Here is a 22,579-nt window from a genome sequence, read left to right on the forward strand (position 1 = left end):
TACCTCCAAGAGGTCGCGTGCGTCGTACCCCGCCGCAGGTACCCCTCAGGCCACGGGCGAATCACCCCAGGTCGCCGACCCGGGCCGCCATGTTGCCCGCCGGGTGCCGGTTGTCGTGGATGAGCTGGTGGGCGAGGCCGATCTCGTCGAAGTCGAAGGTCTGGGACAGGCACGGATCGATGATCCCCTGGTCGATCAGCCGGGTGACCTCACGTGCTTCCCGTGCCGTGGCGACGTGCGAGCCCTGCAGCCGCTTCTGTCGCATCCACAGGAACCGCAGGTCGACGTCGCCGTTGTAGCCGGTGGTGCCGCCGCACAGCACGACCATGCCGCCGTTGCCGCACAGGTACAGGGAGGTGGGGATGGTGTCGGCGCCGGAGTGTTCCAGCACGATGCGCGGGCTGCGGCGCTCGCCCAGCACCTCCCAGAAGGCCCGTCCGAAGGCCCTGGCTCCCGACAGCCAGCGTGCCATCGCCGCTTCGTCGGAAGTGTCCGGGAGCCTCCCCCAGTGGTCGAACCTCCGCCGGTCGATGAAGCCCTCGGCGCCCAGCTTGAGGCAGAACTCGCCCCGTTCCTCGCTGGAGACGACCGCGACGGGGATGCCGCCGACGTGCCGGACGAGCTGGATGGCGATGCTGCCCAGTCCGCCCGCACCACCCCAGATCAGTACCGGGTCGCCGGGGCGGACCGTGTGCGGCGGCCAGCCGAAGAGCTGGCGGTAGGCGGTGGCGGCGGTCGCCATGTAGCACGCGGCCTCCGCCCAGGACAGCCGCGCGGGCTTGGGGTGGCACATGTAGTCGTCGACGACGGCGAACTGGGCGAACGAGCCGTAGTTCTCCTCGTAGCCCCACACCCGCTGGCCGGCGGACCACGTGGGGTCGCCGCCGAGACGGATGTCCTCGGCCTTCTCGTCCCAGCGGTTGGCGAGGACGACGACCTCGTCGCCGAGCTCCACCCCGCGTACGTCCTCGCCGACCGCCCACACGATCCCGGACAGGTCGGAGCCGCCGATGTGGAAGTCCTCTGTCGCGCCCGCCTTCTGCCGTGCGGCGATCACGTCGAGCGGCGAACCGAGCGCCGCCCAGACGTTGTTGTAGTTGATGCCGGCCGCCATCACCTTCACCAGGACCTGGCCGCGCCCCACGGGCGGCACGTCGACCACCTCGGTACGGAAGGCGTCGACGGGCTGTCCGTAGCGCTCACGGCGGATGAGCGAGGCGTACATCTTCTTCGGGGCGGTGCCGATCTCGGGGGCGTCACCGAGTTCGTAGAGGTCCTGGGTCGCTTGCACGCTGGTTCTCCTCGTCGCGGGTTTCACGGGGAAGGGGTGTGCGGGCGCGGTCGCCGAGGGCGCGCAGTGCCTTCGCGACCGCTTCGCCGATGCGGGCGATGGGTCCGGGTTCGGTCATCTCGTAGTGGCCGCCGGGCACGCGGTGGTCGTGGAGGGTTCCGTCGACGTGCGGCCGCCAGCTGTCGGCCTTGCCGGGCAGCACCGCCAAATCCGCCGGGTGTTCGGTGTGCTGCTCCTCGGCGGCGCTGAAGAACAGCACGTCACCGCGGTAGGTGCCAGGGGCGAACTGGGGCGCGATGCGCAGGTTGTTGCGCATGACGGCGGCGATGGCGGCGGCCTCGGCGCCGGTGACGGGGACGCTCGCCGGGTCGGCCGCGACGCGGGCGTCGATCTGGTCGAGGACCGCCTCCACGGGGGCCTGTGCGTCGGCGGGGAGGCCGGCCACCCTCGACAGCAGGGCGGCGACCTGACGCTCTGTGGCGTCGGCGTCGTGTGCAGTGCCGTGCGGCTGGGGTGCGTCGAGCATGGCGAGGAGTTCGACCTGCTCGCCGTCGCGTTGCAGGGCGCAGGCCATGGCGTGGGCGACGAATCCGCCGTAGGACCAGCCCAGCAGCCGGTAGGGGCCGCGGGGTTGCACCTGGCGTACCAGGTCGAGGTAGTGGGCGACCATGGCGGCGGCGTCCGGAGCGGGCGGCCGGGTGCCGTCGAGGCCGGCGGCCTGGATGCCGTACACCGGCTGGTCGCCGCCGAGGTGGGGCAGCAGGCCCGTGTAGCGCCAGGCGACGCCCGCGCCGGGATGGACGCAGAACAGGGGGGCGGCGCTGCCCTCGGCACGCAGCGGCAGCAGCGGGCCGAGCGCGGAGGAGGTGACCTCCGGGGTCTGCCCGTCCGGCCGGCCGGCCGCGGCGAGGACTCCGGCCACGGTGGGCGCGGCCAGCAGGGTCGCCGCGGGGACGTCGAGGACGCCGGTCTGGCGCAGCCGTCCCGCCAGCAGCACGGCGCGCATCGAGTCGCCACCGAGGTCGAAGAAGTTGTCGTGCACCCCGATGCCGCCGATGCCGAGGGTCTCCTCCCAGAGCCGGGTGACCTCCCGTTCGCGGTCGTCGCGGGGCGGTACGTGTTCGGTCGTCAGCCGGGGCCGGGGGGCGAGGCCGGGGCCTGCCGCTGTCGTGGTGTCGTCGGAGGGGGCGGGCTCCGTCCGGGCGCCGGGCGCGTCGATCCAGTGACGGTGGCGCTCGAAGGCGTACGGGGGCAGCGGCACCCACCGGGGCGCGCCCGGCACCGGGGGCAGCGCGCGGTCCACGCCCGCGCTCCACAGCCGTCCCAGCGCTTCGGCGAGGACGAAACCGTCGGACGCCTCGGCCTTGGCGTGGCGCATGGTGGTCACCGTCACCGGCGTCCGGTCGGTGAGGCGGCCGGCGGCGAGCTTGCTCAGGGTGTCGCCCGGCCCGATCTCCACGAGGACGGGGTGCAGCCGGTCCCACAGGGCGGTGATGCCGTCGGCGAACCGCACGGTGTCGCGGGTGTGGGCGAGCCAGTGCTGGACGGAGGTGGCCTGGGCGTCGGTGACCCAGGTGCCGGTGACGTTGGTGACGTACGGGATGCGCGGCGGGCGCAGGGTGACCTGGCGCAGGTGGGTCTCGTAGGCCGGCAGGACCGGGTCCAGGACGTGCGAGTGGGCCGCGACGGGGATGCGCAGGCGGCGGAACGGGATGCCGCGCCGGGTGAGTTCGGCCTCGAAGCAGGTAACGGCGCCGAGGTGTCCGGCGACGGTGCAGGCGGTGGGGCCGTTGACGGCGGTGAGGGACAGGTCGGCGTCGAGCAGCGGCCGGATCTGTTCGGCCGGGGCGGCGACGCCGACGGTGGCTCCGCCGGCGGAGCTGATGAGCCGGATGCGTTCGGTGACCAGGGGCAGCATGTCGGCGAGGTCGATGACGCCGGCCAGGCAGGCGGCCGTGTACTCGCCGAGCGAGTGGCCGATCAGCGCGTCGGGGCGCACGCCCGACTCCATGAGTGTACGGGCCAGGGCGTACTCGGTGACGACGAGCCCGAGGAAGGCGGAGGTCTCGTCGGGCCGTTGCTCCTCGAAGAGGGCGGTGCGCAGGTCGGCGTCGAGGACGGGCCGCAGGATGCGGGCGCACTCGTCGACGGTGTCGCGGTAGACGGCCTGGTCGCGGTACAGCTCCTTGCCCATGCCCGGGTACTGGGTGCCGCCGCCGGGCAGCAGGAACGCCACGCGGGCCGGGCCGTCGGCGAGCGGAGGGGTGGCCGGGGTCGCGGAGCGCAGTGCGTCCAGGGCCTCCTCGCGGGTGGCCGCCGTGACGGTGAGCCGGTGGCGCAGTGCGGGCCGGTCGGTGCGCAGGGAGTGGGCCACGTCGTCCAGGCGCAGGTCGGGCCGGCGTTCGAGGTACCGGGCGAGTGCGGTGGCCTGGCCGCGCAGGGCGCCGGCGGTGCGCGCCGACAGCGGCAGCACGAGACGGCGACCGTCGTGGGGCGGGCGGGGCGGGGCGGGGGGCGTGCGGGGGGCTTCCTCCAGGACGACGTGGGCGTTGGTGCCGCCGATGCCGAAGGCGCTGACGGCCGCCCGGCGGGGGTGGTCGCCCTCGGGCCACTCCTCCAGTGCGGTCGGCACGCGGAAGGGGCTCGCGTCGAAGTCGATGAGCGGGTTGGGCCGGTCGAAGTGCAGGCTCGGCGGGATCTGCCGGTGCTCCAGGGCCAGGACCGCCTTGATGAGTCCGGCGATGCCGGCGGCGGCTCCGAGGTGGCCGATGTTGGTCTTGACCGAGCCGAGCGCGCAGAACCTGGTGCGATCCGTGCTGTGCCGGAAGGCTTCCGTCAGGGCGGACACCTCGATGGGGTCGCCGAGTTTGGTGGCGGTGCCGTGCGCCTCGATCAGGCCGATGGTGGCGGCTTCGACCTCGGCCTGGGCCTGCGCGGCGAGGATGACCTCGGTCTGTCCGGCGGCGCTGGGCGCGCTGAAGCCGACCTTGCGCCGGCCGTCGTTGTTGACGGCGCTGCCGCGGATGACCGCGCGGATGCGGTCGCCGTCGGCGAGGGCGTCCTCGAGCCGCTTGAGTACGACGGCGCCCACGCCGTCGCCGGAGGAGGTGCCGGCGGCGTCCGCGGCGAAGGCGCGGCAGTGCCCGTCGGGCGAGAAGGGCCCGTCGGGTACGTGGCGGTAGCCCAGTACTGCGGAGGGGTTGAGGGAGACGGCGGCGGCGAGCGCGGTGTCGCAGCGGTGGTCGAGCAGGTCCTGGCAGGCGGTGTGCACGGCGACCAGCGCGGTGGAGCAGGCGGTCTGCAGGGACACGCTGGGCCCGGTGAAGCCCAGTTCGTAGGAGACGCGGGTGGCGAGCGTGCCGAGGGAGTTGGCGGTGGCGGCGTGGACGAGCGCCACCGAGCCGGGCTGTCCGGCGTAGCGGGGGTGGACGTGGGCGGGGTAGTAGCGGCTGTCGCCGGCCCCCGCGTACACGCCGAGCGCCTCCCCCGCACGGTCGCCGCCGAGGCAGCCGGCGTCCTCCAGGGCGTGGTAGGCCGTCTCCAGCAGCAGCCGCTGCTGGGGGTCGACAACGGCGGCCTCGGCGGGGCTGTAGCCGAAGAAGCCGGAGTCGAAGCGGTCGATGCCCTCGACCACCGACGCCATGCGGATCAGGGCCGGGTCGTCGAGGTCTCGCGGGTCGCCGCCGGCGGCGAGGAACTCCTCGTCGGTGACGGGCCGTACGGACTCCCGGCCGACCGCGAGGTTGTCCCAGAAGGCGTCGAGATCGTCGGCGCCGGGGAAGCGGCCCGCCATGCCGATGACGGCGACGGCGGGCAGGTCGTCGTCGTGGGGTGCGGTGGTGTCGTGCACGGCCTGTGCCTCGTCCTCTCCCGGTTCGGTGGTGTACGCGGTGCGGTCGGTCCGCTCAGACATGGCCGCGGTCCTTGCCCTGGCGGGCGGAGCGGCGGGCGCGGGCCGCGCGTTGCCGGCGGGCCTGTTCCCTGGCGCGGTCCAGGCCGTCGTCGCTCTCCGGCCGGGAGGCCGCTTCGACTTCGGCCGCCGGGCCCGCACCGGTGGCCGACAGGTGGCGGGCCAGGTCCCGGACGGTGGGGTGCGCGAAGAGGTCGACGACGGACAGCTCGCTGCCGAAGGCACGGTTGACGGCGCTTTGCGCGGTGACCAGGAGCAGCGAGTTGCCGCCCAGGTCGAAGAAGTTGTCGTCCAGGCCCACCCGGTCGCGGTCCAGGACCTCGCGCCACACCTGGGCCAGCCGGCCCTCCAGGCGCCGCAGGTCTTCTTCCGTCTCGGGCTTGTCCGGGCGGGCGCCGGTGCCCGCCGAGCGCAGCGTCCACGCGTCGTCGGACAGGCCGGCCGCCTGCGCGCCGGCTGCCGCGGCGCGGTACAGGGCTCCCAGGTCGCTGCCGTCCTCCAGGCCGACGCGGGCGGCCAGGCGCCGGGTCTGGCGCACGGGTGCCACGACGTGGCTGCCCACCCAGGGGGCGGTGCGGTCGGCGCCGATCAGCAGGTGCGGTTCGTCCAGGGTGCGGGCGAAGTCGAACGAGCGCAGCGCGGCGGGCGGGTCGAGCAGCCGGTAGCCCCGGGCCTCGGTGAGGGCGGTGAGACCGTAGCCGCGGCTCATGCCGCGGTCGCGCCACATGCTCCAGGCCAGCGACTGCGCGGGTAGGCCGAGGCTGCGGCGGTACTCGGCGAGGGCGTCCAGGTAGGCGTTGGCGGCGGCGTAGGCGGCGTTCATGGCGCCGCCGAAGAAGCCGTTGACCGTGGAGAAGGTGACGAACGAGACGTGCGGGTGGTCGGCGGTGAGCCGGTGCAACGTCCACGCGCCGCGCACCTTCGCCTCCAGCGCCCGGCGCCAGGTGGTGGTGTCCAGGTCGCCCACGGGGCGTTCCACGAGCGTGCCGGCCAGATGCAGCACTGACGTCAAGGGCACGCCCCAGGTCTCGGCGGCGGCCTCGACGGCGGCCCGCACCTGGTGTTCGTCGGTGACGTCGGCGCGGGCGTAGCGGACCTCTCCCCGCTCACGCAGCCCCGGCAGGGCGCGGGCCTCGTCTTCAGGGGTGCGGCCGAGGACGAGCAGCCGGGTGCCGGGGGTGCGCAGCAGGTGGGCGGCGATCTCGGTCCCGACACCACCGAGGCCGCCGGTGATCAGGGTGAAGCCGCCGTGCGCGGGGGGTTCGGCGCGGGAGGGGGTTTCGGGCAGGGGGGCGAGGCGGCGTACGTAGCGGTGTCCGTCGCGGTGGGCGACGTCCGCGCCGTCGTCGGTGTGCGCCGCCTCGGCCGCGAGGACGGTCAACGGGTCCGCGGTGTCGTCGGCGGGCAGGTCGAGGTGGCGGGCCCGCAGCGCGGCGGACTCCTCGGCCAGCGACTTCAGCAGGGCCGCGGCCATGGCGTGCGCCGGTGAGGGCCGGTCGCCGGGGCGCACGGCCTGGGCGCCCGCCGAGACGTACAGCAGGTCCACGGGACGCTGCGGGCCGGACCGGCCGGCGAGGGCCCGGGCGAACGCCAGCAGTCGCTCCACGCCCGTCGTGTCGTCCGGCGCCACCGGCGGCTCTCCCGTGCCGCGGAGCCCGTCGAGGTACAGGACGGCGTCGACGGGCCGCTCGTCGTCCGCCAACTGGCCCAGCAATGCGGCGTGGTCGGCGGTCTTCAAGGGCCGGACCCGGTAGTGGGCGGCGTCCACCCGCTCGTACGCGGCTGCCTCCTCGACCACCGTGCACAGGCCGCCCGCCGAGCGCAGCGCGTCGGCGAGCCGCTTGGCGAGTGCGCCGACCCGAGGGTCGCCGCCCGCCAGGACGAGGGTGTGCCGGCCCGGCGCCACGGCGGGGGCGTCGGGGCGCTGCGTCCGCTGCCACACCGGGCGCAGGAACCAGTCGGGGACGGTGGCCGCGGTGCCCAGCAGCACCTGGGTGCGGCGTACCTCGTCGTCGAAGTCGCCCGCCTCGAAGCTCTTGCGCAGCTTGGTGCGCTGGATCTTGCCGATCTCCGTCTTGGGGACGGCGTCCCGCGCCACCGGGATGAGGAAGGCCGGGCTGACGCCGATCTCCCGGGTGACCTTGCCGGCGATCTCACGCAGGGCGCGGGCCGGGTCGGCGCCGGCCTCGGGGGTGAGGTGCAGGAACAGGGCGAGTTCGTCGGTGGGCGAGGCGGGGTCGGTGCGCACCGCGACCGCGGCGGTGAAACTCCGCTCCGCGTACGGCAGTTCCTCTACGCAGGCTTCGATCTCGTGGCTGTAGTGGTTGACGCCGTTGACGATGATGACGTCCTTGGCGCGGCCGGTGATGTAGAGCTCGCCGTCGCGCAGGAACGCCAGGTCGCCGGTGTCGAACCAGTCGTCGTCGGAGAACGCCTCCGCGTTGGCGGCCGGATTGTCGTGGTAGCCGCCGGTCACCGAGGTGCCGCGGACCTGGAAGCGGCCCGCCTCGCCCTCGGGCAGGACAGTGCCCTGTTCGTCGACGACTCGCATGGCGAAGCCCGGGTAGGGGCGGCCGCAGCTCACGAACGTGCCCTCGCCCGGTACCGGTTCGGCGGGCAGGACAGCGTCGGTGACCACCGAGCAGGTCTCGGACATGCCCCAGCCGGGGTGCATCACGTCCTGCGGCAGGCCGAAGGGCCTCAGCGCGTGCAGGAAGCCTCGGGCCGCGGACGCGACGACGACCTCGCCGGCGTTCATCACCAGCCGCATCGGCGACAGGTCCCAGTCACGGCCGGTGAAGCGGTGGGACTGTTCGGCCAGGAGCCCGAAGGCGAAGTTGGGCGCCCAGGTGACGGTGACCCGGTGCCGGTCGGCGAGGTCCATCCAGCGCAGCGGGTCCTGCAGGATCCAGGGGGCGGGGGCGTGGATCTGGCGGCAGCCCAGGTACACGTCGCGCAGATGGAACATGACCACGCCGGTGACGTGGTCGAGCGGGATCCAGTTCAGGGAGACGTCGTCGGCGCCGAGGCCGTTGAGCTGCTCGGTGGCGGCCGAGCGGGTCAGCACGTTGCGGTGGGTGAGCCGTACCGCCTTGGGCAGGCCGGTGCTGCCGGACGTCATCAGCATCAGCATCAGGTCGTCGGGCCGGGCGGGGTACCAGTCGTGGTCCTCGGGCGCGGCGCGCAGGGCGTCGGCCGTGGTGATGCGCGGCCCGGGCCCGTCCTGCCGGGCGGCAACCGCGCGCAGCCCGGCCTCGCGCCCGGCGGAGCAGACGATCCAGGGCCGGCCGAGCATCCGCCAGATGCCCTCCAGCTTGGTCAGCGCCGCGGAGGGGGTGTCGTAGGAGGGGGGGACGGTCAGCGGGACGGCGGCGAAGCCGCCGAGGACGCAGCCCCACAGCACGGCGAGGAAGTCCTCGGTGACATCGCACTGGAGGATGACCCGGTCGCCCGGGCGCAGGCCGGCCCGGCGCAGCCCGGCCAGGACGCGGGATGCCTCGGGGATCAGGGATGCGTAGGTGCGCCGGTGCTCGCTGCCGTCGTCGTGGACGTGGACGATGTCGCCCTTCTCGCGTGCGGCGGCGCGGCGCAGGGCCTCGGCCCAGCTCGGCACGGACGGTTCGGTCAGGGCGGGGCCCTCGCTGACGGCGGGGACGGCGCGGGCCGGCTCGGGGCGGGTGGTGGGGGCGGCCTGGGCGGGGTGGTCGGGCAGGCCGGTGTGGCGGCGTTCCAGTTCCTCGGGGGCGTTCTCCACCGCCACGTCGACGGCTGTGACGCCGGGCAGATCGGCCAGCCGTTGCCGCCAGGTCCTGGCCGCGGTCGTGTCGACGGCGGGCAGGGCCCGCAGTGCCGCGCTGTCGACGCCGCCGTCCTCGGTTCGGGGCAAGGCGTTGACGGCCGTGACACGGACCGTGCCGTTGCCCGCGCGGGCCAGGAGCTCCTCGACGCGTTCGGCGGCGTCGGACCGCCCGGGCACCACGTACAGGCGGGCCGGGGCGTCGCTGTGGCCGGGCGGCACATGGGCCTCGCGGATGCCGGGCACGGACCGGGCCGCGTCCGCGAGCTCGGCCGTGTCGGTCGCGGCGGGGACGGCGGTGCGCTCGGGAAGCGCGGGCAGCTGCCCGAGGCGGACGGCGGGGTCGGTGCTCACCGTGCGCAGGACGTCGTGCAGGGCGCGGACGAACGCCTCGGCGGTCCGGGCGTAGTAGAGGTCGGTGGCGTACTCGACGTGCAGGGTCAGGCCGTCGGGGGCGCCCGCGGCATCGTGGCGCTGAAGGACGTCGACGAACAGGTCGAACTTGGCGGTGCCGGTGGCGGTGGGCCGCAACCGGGTACGGGTGCCGTCGAGTTCGAGGACGGCGGGTGCGTTGTTCTGCAGGGCCAGCATCACCTGGAACAGGGGGTGCCGGCCGGGCGTGCGGGGCGGGTTGAGGTCCTCCACCAGCCGGTCGAAGGGCAGGTCCTGGTGGTCCAGGGCGGCCAGGTCGGCGGTGCGCAGCCGGGCGAGGAGGTCGAGGAAGGCGGGGTCGCCGGAGGTGTCGGCGCGCAGCACCAGGGTGTTGGTGATCAGGCCGATCAAAGGGTCGAGGCCGGGCTCGGTGCGACCGGCGACGGGGGTGCCGAGGACGATGTCCTCGCCGGCGCCGCAGCGGGTGAGCAGGGCACTGACGGCGGCGTGCAGCACCATGAACAGGCTGGCGCCCTCGCGATCGGCCAGACGCAGCAACGCACGGTGCAGGTCGGCGTCGACGGCGACTTCGACGTGCGCGCCCGCGCCCCGCGGTGCGGTGGGCCGGGGCCGGTCGCCGGGCAGGGTGCACTCCTCGGGCAGGCCGTCCAGCGCGCCCCGCCAGTGGGTGGTGAGCCGCTCCAGGCGGCCGGGGCCGTCGGGACCGGGCGCGAGCAGAGCGCGCTGCCACAGCGCGTAGTCGGCGTACTGCACCGTCAGCGGGGTCCACACCGGTGCCCGGCCAGCCCGGCGGGCGGCGTAGGCGGCGGACAGGTCGGCGGCGAAGGGGGCGAGCGACCAGCCGTCGGCGGCGCTGTGGTGCAGTACGAACAGCAGGACCCGGTCGCTGCCGGTGCCCAACAGCCAGGCCGCCAGGGGGCTTTCCGCGGTCAGGTCGAAGCGGCGGCGCGAGGCGGCGTGGACGTGGGCGGCGATCTCCGCGGCGGGGCAGTCGACGCAGCGCAGCACCGGGCGCAGCTCTCCGGGCGTCAGGATGCGCTGGGAGGCCGTCCCGTCCTGCTCGGCGATCACCGTGCGCAGGCTCTCGTGCCGGTCGGCCAGGTCCCCGAGCGCGGCCCGGAGCGCCTCGGCGTCCAGGCCGGTGCCGACGGGCACCAGGAGCGGGATGTGGTAGGTGGCCGCGCCCTCGTCGAGCCGGTTCAGGAACCACATGCGTTCCTGGGCGAAGGACAGCGGCACCCGCTGCGGGCGAGCGGCGGCGCCGAGGACCGGCCGGGGCGGGGTGCCCTGCGTGCCCGCGGCGAGCCGTTCGGCGAGCGCGGCCGGGGTCGGCGCCTCGAACAGGGCGGTGATGGGGATCTCCGCACCGGTCCGCTGCCGCAGCCGGGCCAGCAGCCGGGTGGCGAGCAGGGAGTCACCGCCCAGGTCGAAGAAGCGGGCGTCCACGCCCACGGACTCGCGTGGCAGGTCCAGCAGGTCCTCGAAGAGGGCGCACACCAGGCGCTGGTGCGCGGTCGCCGGCCGGGTGCCGGACGCGGCGGCGGTGAAGTCGGGGTCGGGCAGGGCCTGCACGTCGAGTTTGCCGTTCGCGGTCAGTGGCAGCGCGTCGACGGGGACGCAGGCGGCCGGGACCATGTGCTCGGGCAGGTGCGCGGCGGCGTGGGTGCGCAGGTCGGCGGAGTCCGTGGGAGTGTCACCGGAGGGGACGGTGTAGGCGATGAGGTGCAGGGCGCCGTTGCCGGTGCGGCGGGGCACGACGGCGGCGCGGGCGACGCCCGGGTGGGCGGTGAGGACCGCCTCGATCTCGCCGGGCTCGACGCGGAAGCCGCGCAGCTGTACCTGGGCGTCGGCGCGGCCGATGTAGTCGAGGGTGCCGTCGGGGCGGCGCCGGGCCAGGTCGCCCGAGCGGTACATGCGGGTGCCGGGCGGGCCGTAGGGGTCGTCGAGGAAACGTTCCGCGGTCTGCTCGGGGCGGTTGAGGTAGCCGGGGGCGACGCCGGCGCCGGAGACGTACATCTCCCCTGTCGCGCCGGGCGGTACCGGCCGTTCCTCGGGGTCCAGCAGGTGCACCCGCAGGTCGGCGAGCGGCCGGCCGATGACGCTGACGCGGCGCGGGTCGTCCAGGTCGGCTTCGGTGAGGCGGTGGTGGGTGACGTGCACGGTGGTCTCGGTGATGCCGTACATGTTCACCAGCGCCGGTCGGTCGAGGCCGTGCCGGTCGGCCCAGGGGCGCAGCCGCGCCGGGCGCAGGGCCTCCCCGCCGAAGACGACATAGCGCAACGCCCCACTGCCACGGCCGTGTTCGAGGTCGGCGTCGATGAGTTGCTCGAACGCGGACGGCGTCTGGTTGAGGACGGTCACGCCCTCGCGGTGCAGCAGGTCGAGGAAGTCGCGCGGCGAGCGGCTGACGGCGTAGGGCACGACGACGATCCGGCCACCGTGCAGCAGGGCGCCCCAGATCTCCCACACGGAGAAGTCGAAGGCATAGGAGTGGAACAGCGTCCACACGTCGTCGGCCCGGAAGTCGAAGTGCTCGGCCGCGGCGGCGAAGAGACGTACGACGTTGGTGTGCGGCACGGGTACGCCCTTGGGGCGGCCGGTGGAGCCGGAGGTGTGGATGATGTACGCGGTGTCGGACGGGCTGAGCGGGCCGTGCCGTTCGCTGTCGGTCAGGTCGGTGCCGGAGCGGCGGGCGAGATCCGCGGCCACCTGGGGGTCGTCCAGCAGCAGGGTGGGGACGGCGTCCTGGGCGAGGTGGGCGTGGGCGTGTTCGGTGATGAGGACGACGGGGGCCGCGTCCTCGACGACCAGCCGCAGCCGCCCGGCCGGCTGACCCGGGTCCAGGGGCAGGTAGGCGGCGCCGGTCTTCAGGACGGCCAGCAGGGCGGGCAGCAGCCGGATGCCGCGCTCAAGGGCGAGCGCCACGACCCGGCCGGGGCCCGCGCCGTGCTCGGTCAGCAGCCGGGCGATCCGGTTGGCCTCGGCGTTGAGACCGGCGTAGGTGAGCCGCTCGTCCCCGTGGCTGACGGCCGTGCGCTCGGGCCCGGCCGCGGCCCGCTCTTCGAACAGCTCCGTCAGGGTCCGCCCGACCGGATACGTGTGCGCGGGTGTGTCGCGGGGGTGTTCGCCTGGCAGCAGGATGTCCAGATCACCCAGCGGCGTCGCCGGGTCGGCCTCGGCCAGCAGGCGCAGCAGCGTGCAGAACCGGTCGCGGTGCAGCGCGAGTTCGTCCTCGTCGTACAGGGCGGGGTTGGCGTCGAGGGCCAGCCACAGTGCGCCGCCGCGCTGTCCGGGACGCACCGAGATCTGCAAGTCGTCGACGGCTCCGCCGGACAGGTGGTGCCAGGTGGTGGGGTGACCGCCGAAGACTGGGGACTCGTCGAACGGGACGATGTTCAGCACCGGCCCGTACAGTCGGCGTCCGGTGCCCAGCAGGCCCAGGTCGCGGCGGAGGAACTCGCCGCGGTAGCGCTGGTGGCGGCGCAGGGCCTGCAGTTCGTCGGCGACGGCCCGGGCCAGCTCCGCGACGCTCGTCGCGGGGGCGGCGGCCACGCGCAGCGGCAGGACGTCCGAGGCGGTGCCGGGGGTGCGCAGGGCGGCGCTGCCCAGCCGGCTCATCGTGGCCATGCCCAGGACCAGGTCGTGGGCGCCGGTCATCCGGTGCAGGTAGACGGCGGTCGCGGCGGTCAGCAGGTCGGTGCGCCGGACACCGAGGCGGGCGGCCGCGGTGTCCAGGGCATCGGTCTCGGCGGGCGTCAATTCGGCGGTGCGGCGCAGGAAGGGCGCGGGGGGCGGCGCCGTGCGGGCAGTGAGCCGGGCGGGTTCGGGCAGGCCGGCCAGACGCTGCGCCCAGTGGTCACGGTCGCGGGCAAAGCGCTCGGAGGCGAGGTAGGCCGCCTCCTCCTCCTGGAGCCGACGCACCGGCGCGAAGGCGCACGGCTCCGGTTCGCGGTCCTCGGCCAGCGCGTTGTACGTCTCGGCCAGGCGGCGCCCGAGGAGCTTGTAGCTGTAGCCGTCCAGGAGCAGGTGATGGGCCCTCAGCAGCCACAGGTGCCGGTCCTCGGCGAGGGTGAGCAGGGTGTGCGCGAACAGGGGGCCCTTCTCCGGGTCCACCGGGGTCGCGAGGTCGGCGCGGACGTACTCCCATGCGGTGGCCGCCGGATCGGCGGCGCCGCTGACGTCGGCCCGGTTCAGACTCCAGTCGTCCGCGTCCGGAGCCGGGTGGCAGCGCGGACCCTCGTCGGTGTCGGCGAACCGCAGGGCGAAGGTGTCGGCCTCGGCGACGACGCGCCGCAACGCGGTCTCGAACAGGGTGCTGTCGAGGAGTCCGTGGATCTCCACGGCCTCCGCGGTGTTGTACGCGGCGCTGTCCGGTGCGAGCCGTCCGGCGTACCAGAGGCCCTCCTGGGCTCCGGACAGCGGTCGACGTGCGTCCTCCTGGAGTGACATAGCGCAAACCTCACGTGGCAAGCCGAAGATGTCCCGGACGGCGAGGCCCGGCCGGATCGGACGGGTGCGGCCACCCCCGTGCCGCCCGCGCGCGGCGTACGGCCGCACACCGGGCGCGGCCCACAGGGGGATACAAAGGCCGCACACCGGGGTCAGGGCGATCACGCCGTCTGCCCTGGTTTCACGGCACAGCACGTTGAGGCACCCGCACCGGCCGGGTCAAGGCGAACCGGCCCGCCGGCCGGAGATTCAGGGATTTCCCTGAAATCCGCCGGGCCAGGGAGTGCGGAACGCTGCTCAACTTCTAGGGAAATCACGCGACTTCCCCGCCCGGGGGCCTCTGGTCTGGATTCCGCCGCGCTCCGCCGTGCACCCTCGAAAAGCCCCCGACCTCCCCGCGGACCACCGCGGCGGCAACCCCGTCCCGGGGTCGTGGACTTCCGGAACGAACGACGGAAAGAAGGCTGACGGCATGCACCGTGCGCTGTGTCCGGTCGAGACGCTCTACGTGGGCCAGAGAAGCAGGGCCGTGCTGTCCTGCACCCTGCGTGGACCGGTGGACGTCGCGGCACTGTCGGCCGCGTTCGACGCCACGACCGAGGCGAACCCGCCGCTGCGCTCCCGCATCGAACAGGACGGGGCGGAGCACGTGTTGCGCGTCCTCGATGCCGACGAGCGGCCCCGGCTGATCACCCGGACCGGCGACGAGGCCGAGGCCTACGCGGCGGAGCTGAACAGGTCACTGCCGCTCGGAGGCCCCCTCAGCCGGGCCGTCCTGGTCAGCGCACCGGACGGGGACAGCCACCTCTTCGTGTTGGTGATCGACCACACCATCACCGACGGCCACAGCAGCATCGCGCTGCACAACGCCCTGTGGGACCGCTACCGGCAGTCGGTCGAGCAGAGCACTGGCGGGAGCTCCGATCCGCAGGGCCCCCGCTGGCCGGAGCCGGTGAGCCGGCTGCTGCCCGCCGTCGACGACGCCGACACGGCGAAGTACCTGGACGGCCGCCTGGAGGAGATACGGCGCCACCCGGTCGCACTGGTCCCCTACGACGCCGCCCCCGGCGAGGGGGCCGACGCCGGCGGGCACATCGAGGTCCGCAGGATAACCCTGGACGCGGATCTCACCTCACGGCTGCGCCGGACGGCGCGCGCCTCGGGCGTCTCGGTGCACGCTCTGATCTCCGCGACCCTTCTGGTGACGGCGAGACGGCGGCTGCCGGGGGACGACGGAGCCCGCACGCTCGGCTGTCTCTCCCCCGTCGACCTGCGCTCGCGGCTGTCCCCGCCGCTGCCCGCCTCCGCCCTGGTCCCCGCGGTCACCACCCACCTGCAGACCCTTCAGGTGCCCGGGGGCTCCCAGCCGTTGGAGGTGGCCCGTGCCGTGCACGCCCGCCTCAGCGACTTCCTCTCCCGCGGCGACCACGTGCACGAGATGCGCATCACGCCGGAGATCCCCCACAACCCCGCCCTGCAACTGGCCACGGTGATCGCCACCAACATGGGCGTGGTCCCGGGCCCGCGCCTGCCCGGCGGGCTGCGGGCCGTCGACGTACGGCTCGTCCCGGGCCGCGAGCACTACTTCCCGCAGGCCGGCCGCAGCCCCGTCATGGCCTGCGCCGTCTCCTTCGAGGGCCGGCTCAGCATCGAGTTCCCGCACTCCACCGCCTGCTACAGCCCTGACTTCATGAGGGCGTTCCGCGACGACGTGCGCGCCGGACTCCTGGCCTTCGCGGATGCGGCCGAGCCCGGGCACGCCCTGGCCGCCCCCGGCTGAGTACGACCGCCCGTCCGCCCCCTCCGACCCCGCCCGCCCGGCCGTAAGGAACATCTGTCCGTCATGACGACCGTCAGCGAACTCCCCTCCCCCCTCACCCTGCTCCCCCGAGCCCAGGCGGGCGACGAGCACGCGATGAACCACCTGCTGACCGCCATCACTCCCTACGTCGCGCGAATCTGCCGGTCCATCACCCATGACGACGGCGCCGACGCCACGCAGGAGGCACTGCTCGCCGTCTACCGCGGCCTGGGATCCCTGCGCGAACCGGCGGCGTTCTACGGCTGGGTGCGCTCCGTGACGGTCCGGGAGGCCGTCCGCACCGCCAAGCGCTACGGCGCGGAGAGCTGCTGCTCCGAGGTGGAAGCTCAGCAGGAGACCAATCCCATGGACGCGGTGTACATCAGCGACGTGCTGGAACGCCTGTCGCAGGCGCACCGGCAGGTCCTCACCCTGCGTGCCTACGGGCTCAACGAGGAGGAGATGGCCGAGGTGCTCGCCCTGCCCGTGGGCACCGTCCGTTCCCGTCTCTTCCGTGCCCGCCGCCGGTTCCAGGAAGCCTGGCAGCCCTCGGCGGCGTGAGGCCGGTCCGGCCCCTGCTGGGGCCGGGCCGTTACGACGGTGGCCGTGGCGGTGTTTCCGCCACGGCCGCCGTGCGGGGCCCGGCAGGCCCCGTTCCGCACTACCGCACGCGTTCCGGGAGGACACGCGGGGGCCACTGCCCCGCGGCGAACGTCCCGAGGGCGTGCGCCCGCGCCACGAGAGCGGGCCGGTTGGGCGCGTCGAAACGACGCAGCATCTGGCCGACGCGGTACTCGATGCCCTGGCGGCTCAGATACAGACGGGAGGCCAACTGCACCGTGGATTCGCCACTCGCCACACCCTCCAGAACCTGCGCGTCGAGGGCGCTGAGCACGGGCCCGCCGGTGATCGCTTCCGCCGTCCGGCGCAGGAGGACGACGACACCGACCATCTCACCCGAGGGCTGCCTGACGGCGATGGCAGTGATATCGGCAGGGAAACTGCGGCCGTCGCCGTCCCGGCCCGTCACCTTCTGCTTGAATCTCCGGCAACGCCCCGAGGAAAGCGCGGCAAATTGTTCCCGCAATTGGCCCGGGGCCGGGGAACGGAGCAGTTCGAGAAGTCCGCGTCCGCAGATCTCGTCGGCGCTCAGGCCGAATTGGCGGGCGAATTCGGGTTCCGCGGCCGTGACCGCGAGGTCCCGCGGGGAGAGGTGGGCCGTACAGGTGGCCGCCGGGGTCACGGGGTCCTGCGCGGCGATCAGGTCTCGGCGGTCGGGAACAGCTGTGGCTGCGGCCTTCTTCTTGCTGGGCGAGGCGTCGGGGAAACTCGTGGTCGCCACGGACGTACCGTCCTTCTTTCTGCACGTGGGGGGCTGGGAAGGGTGTCACGGACGCGGAGCGGACCGATGCGCTGTACCTGGGTGTCGACGAGCGCCCGGTGACGGCACGCGCCACCTCGTCGGTGGCCGGGCCGGAGTTCCGCGTCGTTCCCGGCCGGCGGCAGGCCCTGGAACCGAGATCGGGTCAGTTAGCGGAGGGAACGGTGCCGAGGCGACCGTCACCCGGGTCTGTTGGGCAACGTTGTCATCACTGCTGTTCGAGCCAGAGGTGCGGTCCCGTCGACGGGCCGCCCAAGGGCGGGGCGGGCGACACATAAGCCCTGCCGTGACGCGAAGCCCGTTCGGGCAGTGGGAAACACGAAAACCTCCACGAGACGAAGAGAGGATCGTTCGGGGGAAGCCGCCTTCGAGATTAAAGGGAGACAACCCCTGAGACAAGAGTTTGCCAGGTGACCTCGGCAACGCGTCAGCTCTTGTGCGAACGGGCCGAATTCGGGCCCCGCGAACCCCCGTCATCAACAATCCCGACCGCCCGGGACGCTGCCCACGGGAATGCGCTTACCCGCCACGTCAAACGGCTTGTCTCCCCTTGCCGCACTCCCTGAAGTGCTGACAACTCACCTGCCCGATCGGGCAAGCGGAACCACGGCTACCGTGCCGACCGGGCCACCGAACCCGAGGAGGGAGATGCTCGACCAGCCGCAGTTCGGCCGTCGGCTCAAAAGACTCCGGACCGCACGCGGCCTGAGCCAGGCCGACGTCGTCGGCGACGGCATGTCGACGGGACACCTGTCACGCCTGGAGTCCGGCGACCGGCGCCCCACCGAGCGCACCGTGGCCTACCTCGCCCAGCGACTCGGCGTCGATGCTTCGGCCCTGACCGGCCCGCAGGACGGCCGGTCCCTGAGCGGAGTGCTGGCCGCCGTGGCCTCGGCGCCGCCCGGGACGGACAGCACCGCGGCGCTCAGCCGCGCGGTCGAGGACGACCCCGGCGAGGACCCCGCTGCCCGCCGGCAGGCCCTGTGGCTGCTCAGCCAAGCCGCTGATCGCGACGGCGACCACCAATCGGAGCGCACACGGCTGCTGGAACTCCTGGCGCTGAGACGCTCGTTGGACGCCCCCGACCTCCACACCCGCTCGCTCGTTCGCTACGCGCGCTGCACACGGGCCATCGGCGACCTGCACACGGCGGAATCGGCGGCAACGGAGGCGCTCTCCCTCGCCCGCACCGCGCACCTGTGCGTGCCCGACACCCTGGCCGCCCTGCTGGAGCTGATCAACAGTGAGACGGAACTCGGCCGGTGGGAGGCGGCCTCGCAGCACGTCGACGAGTTGGACCGCGATCTGCTACCCCGGGCCTCTGCCCTACAGGCAGCCGAGGCCCTGTGGACGGCCGCCGTGGTCAGCAGCCGCAAGGGCGACGACGCGGCCGCCATGGCCCGGCTGAACAAGGCCCTGGGTCTACTCGAGGACGGCCGCGAGGACCTGACCGCGTGGGCCCGGCTGCGGACCGCCGCCGCCGCTGCGGCCCTGCAGATGTCACCGCCCCGGGTGGCCGCCGCGGAGGAGTGGCTGACAGAGGCCGCCTCCGTCCCCGATCTGACCGGCACGCCTGCGCAGCTCCAGGAACTGCACGCCCTCCAGGCTCATCTCGCCTTCGCACAGGGCCGGTTGGAGGACGCCGCGCTGCTCAGTCGGACCGTGCTGTCCGAGGAGGACCTGCGCCTCCCCTACCGTGACCGGGTACGGCTGTCGGTCCTCGACGGCCGGCTGGCGATCCACGCGGGCCGGGTCGAGGAGGGCGTCGCCGCGCTCCAACAGCTCGCACGACAGGCCACGCAGTCCAGGCACGTCGGCCTCGCCGCCCACGTCTGGCAGGCGCTGGCCACCGCCCTGGCTGCCCGCATCCACCCCTCCGGGGCGGCCCCCTGCCAAACGCGCCCGGGCCGGTCGGGCGGGCCGCGGTCCGTCAGCCGGCTGGGCACTCGCACCGGCGGGGCGGACGGCATCGCAGAGAGCAGAGGGAAGCCGTGACGACGCCGCGACGGCCCACCGGCGCGAAGGGCCTGGGTCTCGCGCCGAGCGGGCACTGACCGGCCGGAGAGCCGCCCAGGCGCCGCCGTTGTCTTCTTCTCCGCCTAGATCTGCGTGAGACGCCCGACAGCGCCGTCCTGCGTGTCGTAGTCGGCTTCTTCACGTTGCTTGCTGAGAAGGTCCCGGAACCGAATCGTGTACGAGTGCGAGCAGCGGGTCGGCCTGGAACAACCCCACTCCTTGAAGAACGACCCCATCCCACGGGCGAGCTGTCGAGCCACGTATCAAGCCTTCCGAGCAGGGCGTCGGGCGGGGCAGCCGATGCCTGCCGCGGGTGCAGGTCAGCAAGCCGGACACCGTCCGGCCTGATGCTGACCGTTTGCCGACCTGGAGGCGGCGATCGGGGCCCTGACCTGCGAAAACACCCAAACGCTAGATCTTGGATCTTAATACTGTACGAAACATGAGGAAACTCCCGATTCGTCTGCTCCCTGCCGACTATGGCCGGTCAAGGGCGGTCTTCGGAGGCTACATCGATTCGCATGTTCGGTCAGCTGTCACCAGATGTTTCAGGCCTCACACTGACCAGTCACCGACTTTCCTGACGCCCCGTCAGGTGACTGGAGGAGGGCTTCGCCCACTCTCGCGGGCCCCACCGTGGCAACGGCCCAAGCCTACGCAGCACCCCCCGAAGGACGTCCGCGATCACCGCCACGCGGACGGTCTGGACGGCAGTCAGGGGGAGGTGCTCGACCGGACATGCGGCGCTCCTCGCACGGCCCACTCGGAAAGCGCTTGCACTCGGAAGGTGACCCCAGGCGCGAGAGAAAGTCTCGACCCCTGCAGCGACCTGCGCACGGTCTGCCCGAGCATCCCCCGGCCTGGGAGGAGATGCCGATGGTTGCCAACGCCATGGAAACGACGTTCCCCGCGTTTCCGAAGGGGCTGACCCCTCGCCCGGAGCATGCGCATCAGGGCCCGGGCGGGAACATACTGGCGTGTAGAGGTGAGAGCCATGGCGCCTGTGCGAGACGGATTCGATGCGCCTCCGCCCGTAGGACCGCACGACCTCCTCGATGCGTCCGCCGACGCGGTAGCGCTGGTGTCCGCGGCCGGCAAGGTGATCGGCTGGACGCGGGGGGCCGAAGCACTCCTCGGCTACTCCAGTGCACAGGTGGTCGGGCGTCCCGCCGCAGAGCTGCTGGCGATGCCCGGGGGCCCGGTACGCGTCGCCCGTATCGCGGAACGATGCCGCGCGGGAACGGGCTGGAGCGGCCGGGTCGCCGTCTGGCGCGACAGTGCTCCCGTCGAGGTCAGCCTGCGCGTGTCCGGGTCCTTCCACATCGGCGAGGACGAGTGTTTTCTGATCTCGGCACGACCGGAGCGGCAGCAGTGGACCATGGGCGAGTCCGTCCTCGACGGCTTTCTGACCCGCTCTCCGGTCGGCATGGCGGTGATGGATCTGGAGATGCGCTACGTCTGGGTCAACGACACCCTGGAGCGTTTCGGCGGTGTGCCACGTGAACAACGGCTGGGGCGCCGGCTGAGCGACCTGCTGCCGGGCCTGCAGGGGGAGACCCTCGAGGGCGTGATGCGCAAGGTGCTCACGACCGGCGTGCCGGTCACCGACTACGAGTACATGGGATGGAGCTGGGCGGACCCGCACCGTCAGCGCGCCTACTCCACCTCGTTTTTCCCGCTGGTGGATGCCAACGACTCCGTCACCGGGCTGTGCTACATGGTCATGGACGTCACCGAGCGCTGGAACGCCCGCCGACTGCTGTCGCTGGTCAGCGAGGCCGGGACCAGCATCGGCAGGACGCTGGACGTGATGCGCACGGCGCAGGAACTCGCCGACTTCGCTGCTCCGCGCTTCGCCGACTTCGTCATCGTCGACCTACTCGAGCCGGTCCTGAGCGGCGAGGGCCAGGGGACCTGGTTGCCCGACGCCGGGCCGGCGCCGGCCCGGCCGGTGATGCGCCGGGCCGGAATGAGCTCCGTACGACCGGGCTGCCCGGAGGCCGTCGCGCGGACAGGAGACAAGGTCGACTTCGTTCCCCCGCCGCACGACGCGAACCTGCTCGTCAACGGCGAACCGATCTTCATACCCGCGCTCGACCCGAGCGATCCCCTGTGGATCACCGAGCAGCCGGCCAGGACGGCCAGCATCCGCGAGTTCGGTCTGCACTCCCTCATCTCGGTGCCGATGCGGGTGCGCAACACCGTCCTCGGTCTCGCCACTTTCGCCCGGTCGGTGAACCCCACCTCGTTCCAGCAAGACGACGTGCTGCCGGCCCGGGAGCTGGTGGCGCGGGCGGCGCTGTGCGTCGACAACGCCCGCCGCTACACCAGGGAACACACCGCGGCGGTCACGCTGCAGCGCAGCCTGCTCCCCCACGCCCTGACCGGTGGAACAGCACTGGAGGTGGCCTCCCAGTATCTGCCGGCGGACGCGTCGGGCGGGGTCGGCGGCGACTGGTTCGATGTGATCCCGCTGTCCGGTGCCCGTGTGGGTCTGGTCGTCGGTGACGTGGTCGGCCACGGCATCACCGCGGCGGCGACCATGGGCCGGCTGCGCACCGCCGTGCAGACCCTCGCCGACATGGACCTGCCCCCCGATGAGCTGCTGGCCCACCTCGACGACCTGGTGCTCCGGCTGAGCGAGGAATCGACCTCCGACCCCGCCGACCAGACCGCCACCGCCTTCCTCGGAGCGACCTGCCTGTACGCCGTCTACGACCCGGTGACACAGCGGTGCACGCTGGCCCGGGCCGGCCATCCACCGCCGGTCGTCGTCACCCCGGACGGGCAGTTCTCCTTCCCGGAGCTTCCCGCCGGTCCTCCGCTCGGGCTGGGCAGCATGGCCTTCGAGGCCACCGAGATCGAACTCCCCGAGTACAGCATCTTCGGCCTCTACACCGACGGCCTGGTCGAGGGGACCGACCGCGACATCGAGGGCGGCATGTCCCGTCTCGGGCATCTGCTGTGCTCGACCGGCTCCGACCTGGAAACTCTGTGCGCGAAAGCGGTGCGCCGGCTCGTTCCCGCGCCGCAGCCCGACGACGTCGCCCTGCTGCTCGCCCGCGCCCTGGGCCCCGATCAGGTCGCCTCCTGGGACGTGCCGCTGGACCCGGCCGCCGTCGGTGACGTCCGCGCAGCCGCGACACGTCAGGTCGAGACCTGGAGCTGCCGGGAACTGGCCATGACGACGGAGCTCATCGTCAGCGAACTCGTCACCGATGCGATCCGCTACGCCTCGGGTCCCGTACGCCTGCGACTGCTCCGTGACGCTCGCCTGACCTGCGAGGTCACCGACGGCAGCAGTACGGCTCCTCGCCTGAGGCACGCCCGCAGCATGGACGAGGGCGGCCGCGGCCTCTTCCTCGTCGCCCAGCTCTCCCATCGCTGGGGTGCCCGGTACACGCCCGGAGGGAAGATCATCTGGGCCGAGCAGGAGCTCCCATGACGCACCGTCCTCATGCGGACCATGGGCGCTGGAGTGCGGGCAGAACCGGAGCGGCCGCGTCCCGCCGCCCGTCAGGCGCTGGCCCCAATGAGCAACT

At 73.2% G+C, this 22,579-nt stretch carries 8 protein-coding genes; 4 read left to right on the forward strand and 4 right to left on the reverse strand.

Annotated elements, in window-relative coordinates:
- Nucleotides 1-61: 61 nt before the first annotated feature.
- The 3 genes from ccrA to TU30_RS09055 are packed head-to-tail and all read right to left on the reverse strand — an operon-like array spanning nt 62 to nt 13,839.
- On the reverse strand, nt 62-1,291 hold the full coding sequence (ccrA, locus tag TU30_RS09045) for a crotonyl-CoA carboxylase/reductase (RefSeq protein ID WP_042166903.1): 1,230 nt from the start codon (nt 1,289-1,291) through the stop codon (nt 62-64).
- Nucleotides 1,257-5,204, reverse strand: coding sequence for a type I polyketide synthase (locus TU30_RS09050; RefSeq protein ID WP_199816834.1), 3,948 nt, complete (start codon nt 5,202-5,204; stop codon nt 1,257-1,259). The genes ccrA and TU30_RS09050 overlap by 35 nt, the downstream gene beginning before the upstream one ends.
- The gene (locus tag TU30_RS09055; protein WP_042166906.1) at nt 5,197-13,839 is read right to left on the reverse strand and encodes a non-ribosomal peptide synthetase; all 8,643 of its coding nucleotides are present in this window, start codon (nt 13,837-13,839) and stop codon (nt 5,197-5,199) included. Before TU30_RS09055 ends, TU30_RS09050 begins: the two co-directional genes overlap by 8 nt.
- 472 nt (nt 13,840-14,311) lie before the next feature.
- Here TU30_RS09055 and TU30_RS09060 point away from each other — a divergent pair, with 472 nt between their 5' ends.
- Entirely contained in the window at nt 14,312-15,619 is a 1,308-nt protein-coding gene (locus TU30_RS09060) for a condensation domain-containing protein (RefSeq protein ID WP_042166908.1), read from the forward strand.
- Nucleotides 15,620-15,682: 63 nt separating this feature from the next.
- Complete coding sequence (locus TU30_RS09065) at nt 15,683-16,201, forward strand: RNA polymerase sigma factor (protein WP_042166910.1); 519 nt, start codon at nt 15,683-15,685, stop codon at nt 16,199-16,201.
- Between the two features lie 100 nt (nt 16,202-16,301).
- On the opposite strand, the gene TU30_RS09070 is transcribed toward TU30_RS09065, so the two are convergent.
- Entirely contained in the window at nt 16,302-16,982 is a 681-nt protein-coding gene (locus tag TU30_RS09070; protein ID WP_042166912.1) for a PAS domain-containing protein, read from the reverse strand.
- 687 nt (nt 16,983-17,669) lie between these two features.
- Between TU30_RS09070 and TU30_RS09075 the strand changes: the two genes are divergently transcribed.
- The gene (locus TU30_RS09075; protein WP_063837623.1) at nt 17,670-19,016 is read left to right on the forward strand and encodes a helix-turn-helix domain-containing protein; all 1,347 of its coding nucleotides are present in this window, start codon (nt 17,670-17,672) and stop codon (nt 19,014-19,016) included.
- 1,015 nt (nt 19,017-20,031) lie between these two features.
- Nucleotides 20,032-22,482 carry a SpoIIE family protein phosphatase gene (locus TU30_RS09080; protein WP_042166914.1) on the forward strand — a complete coding sequence of 817 codons (2,451 nt, stop codon included), beginning with the start codon at nt 20,032-20,034 and terminating at the stop codon, nt 22,480-22,482.
- The last annotated feature ends 97 nt before the right edge of the window (nt 22,483-22,579 follow it).

It is taken from the genome of Streptomyces sp. NBRC 110035 (genome assembly GCF_000829695.1).
Classification (GTDB): Bacteria; Actinomycetota; Actinomycetes; order Streptomycetales; family Streptomycetaceae; genus Streptomyces.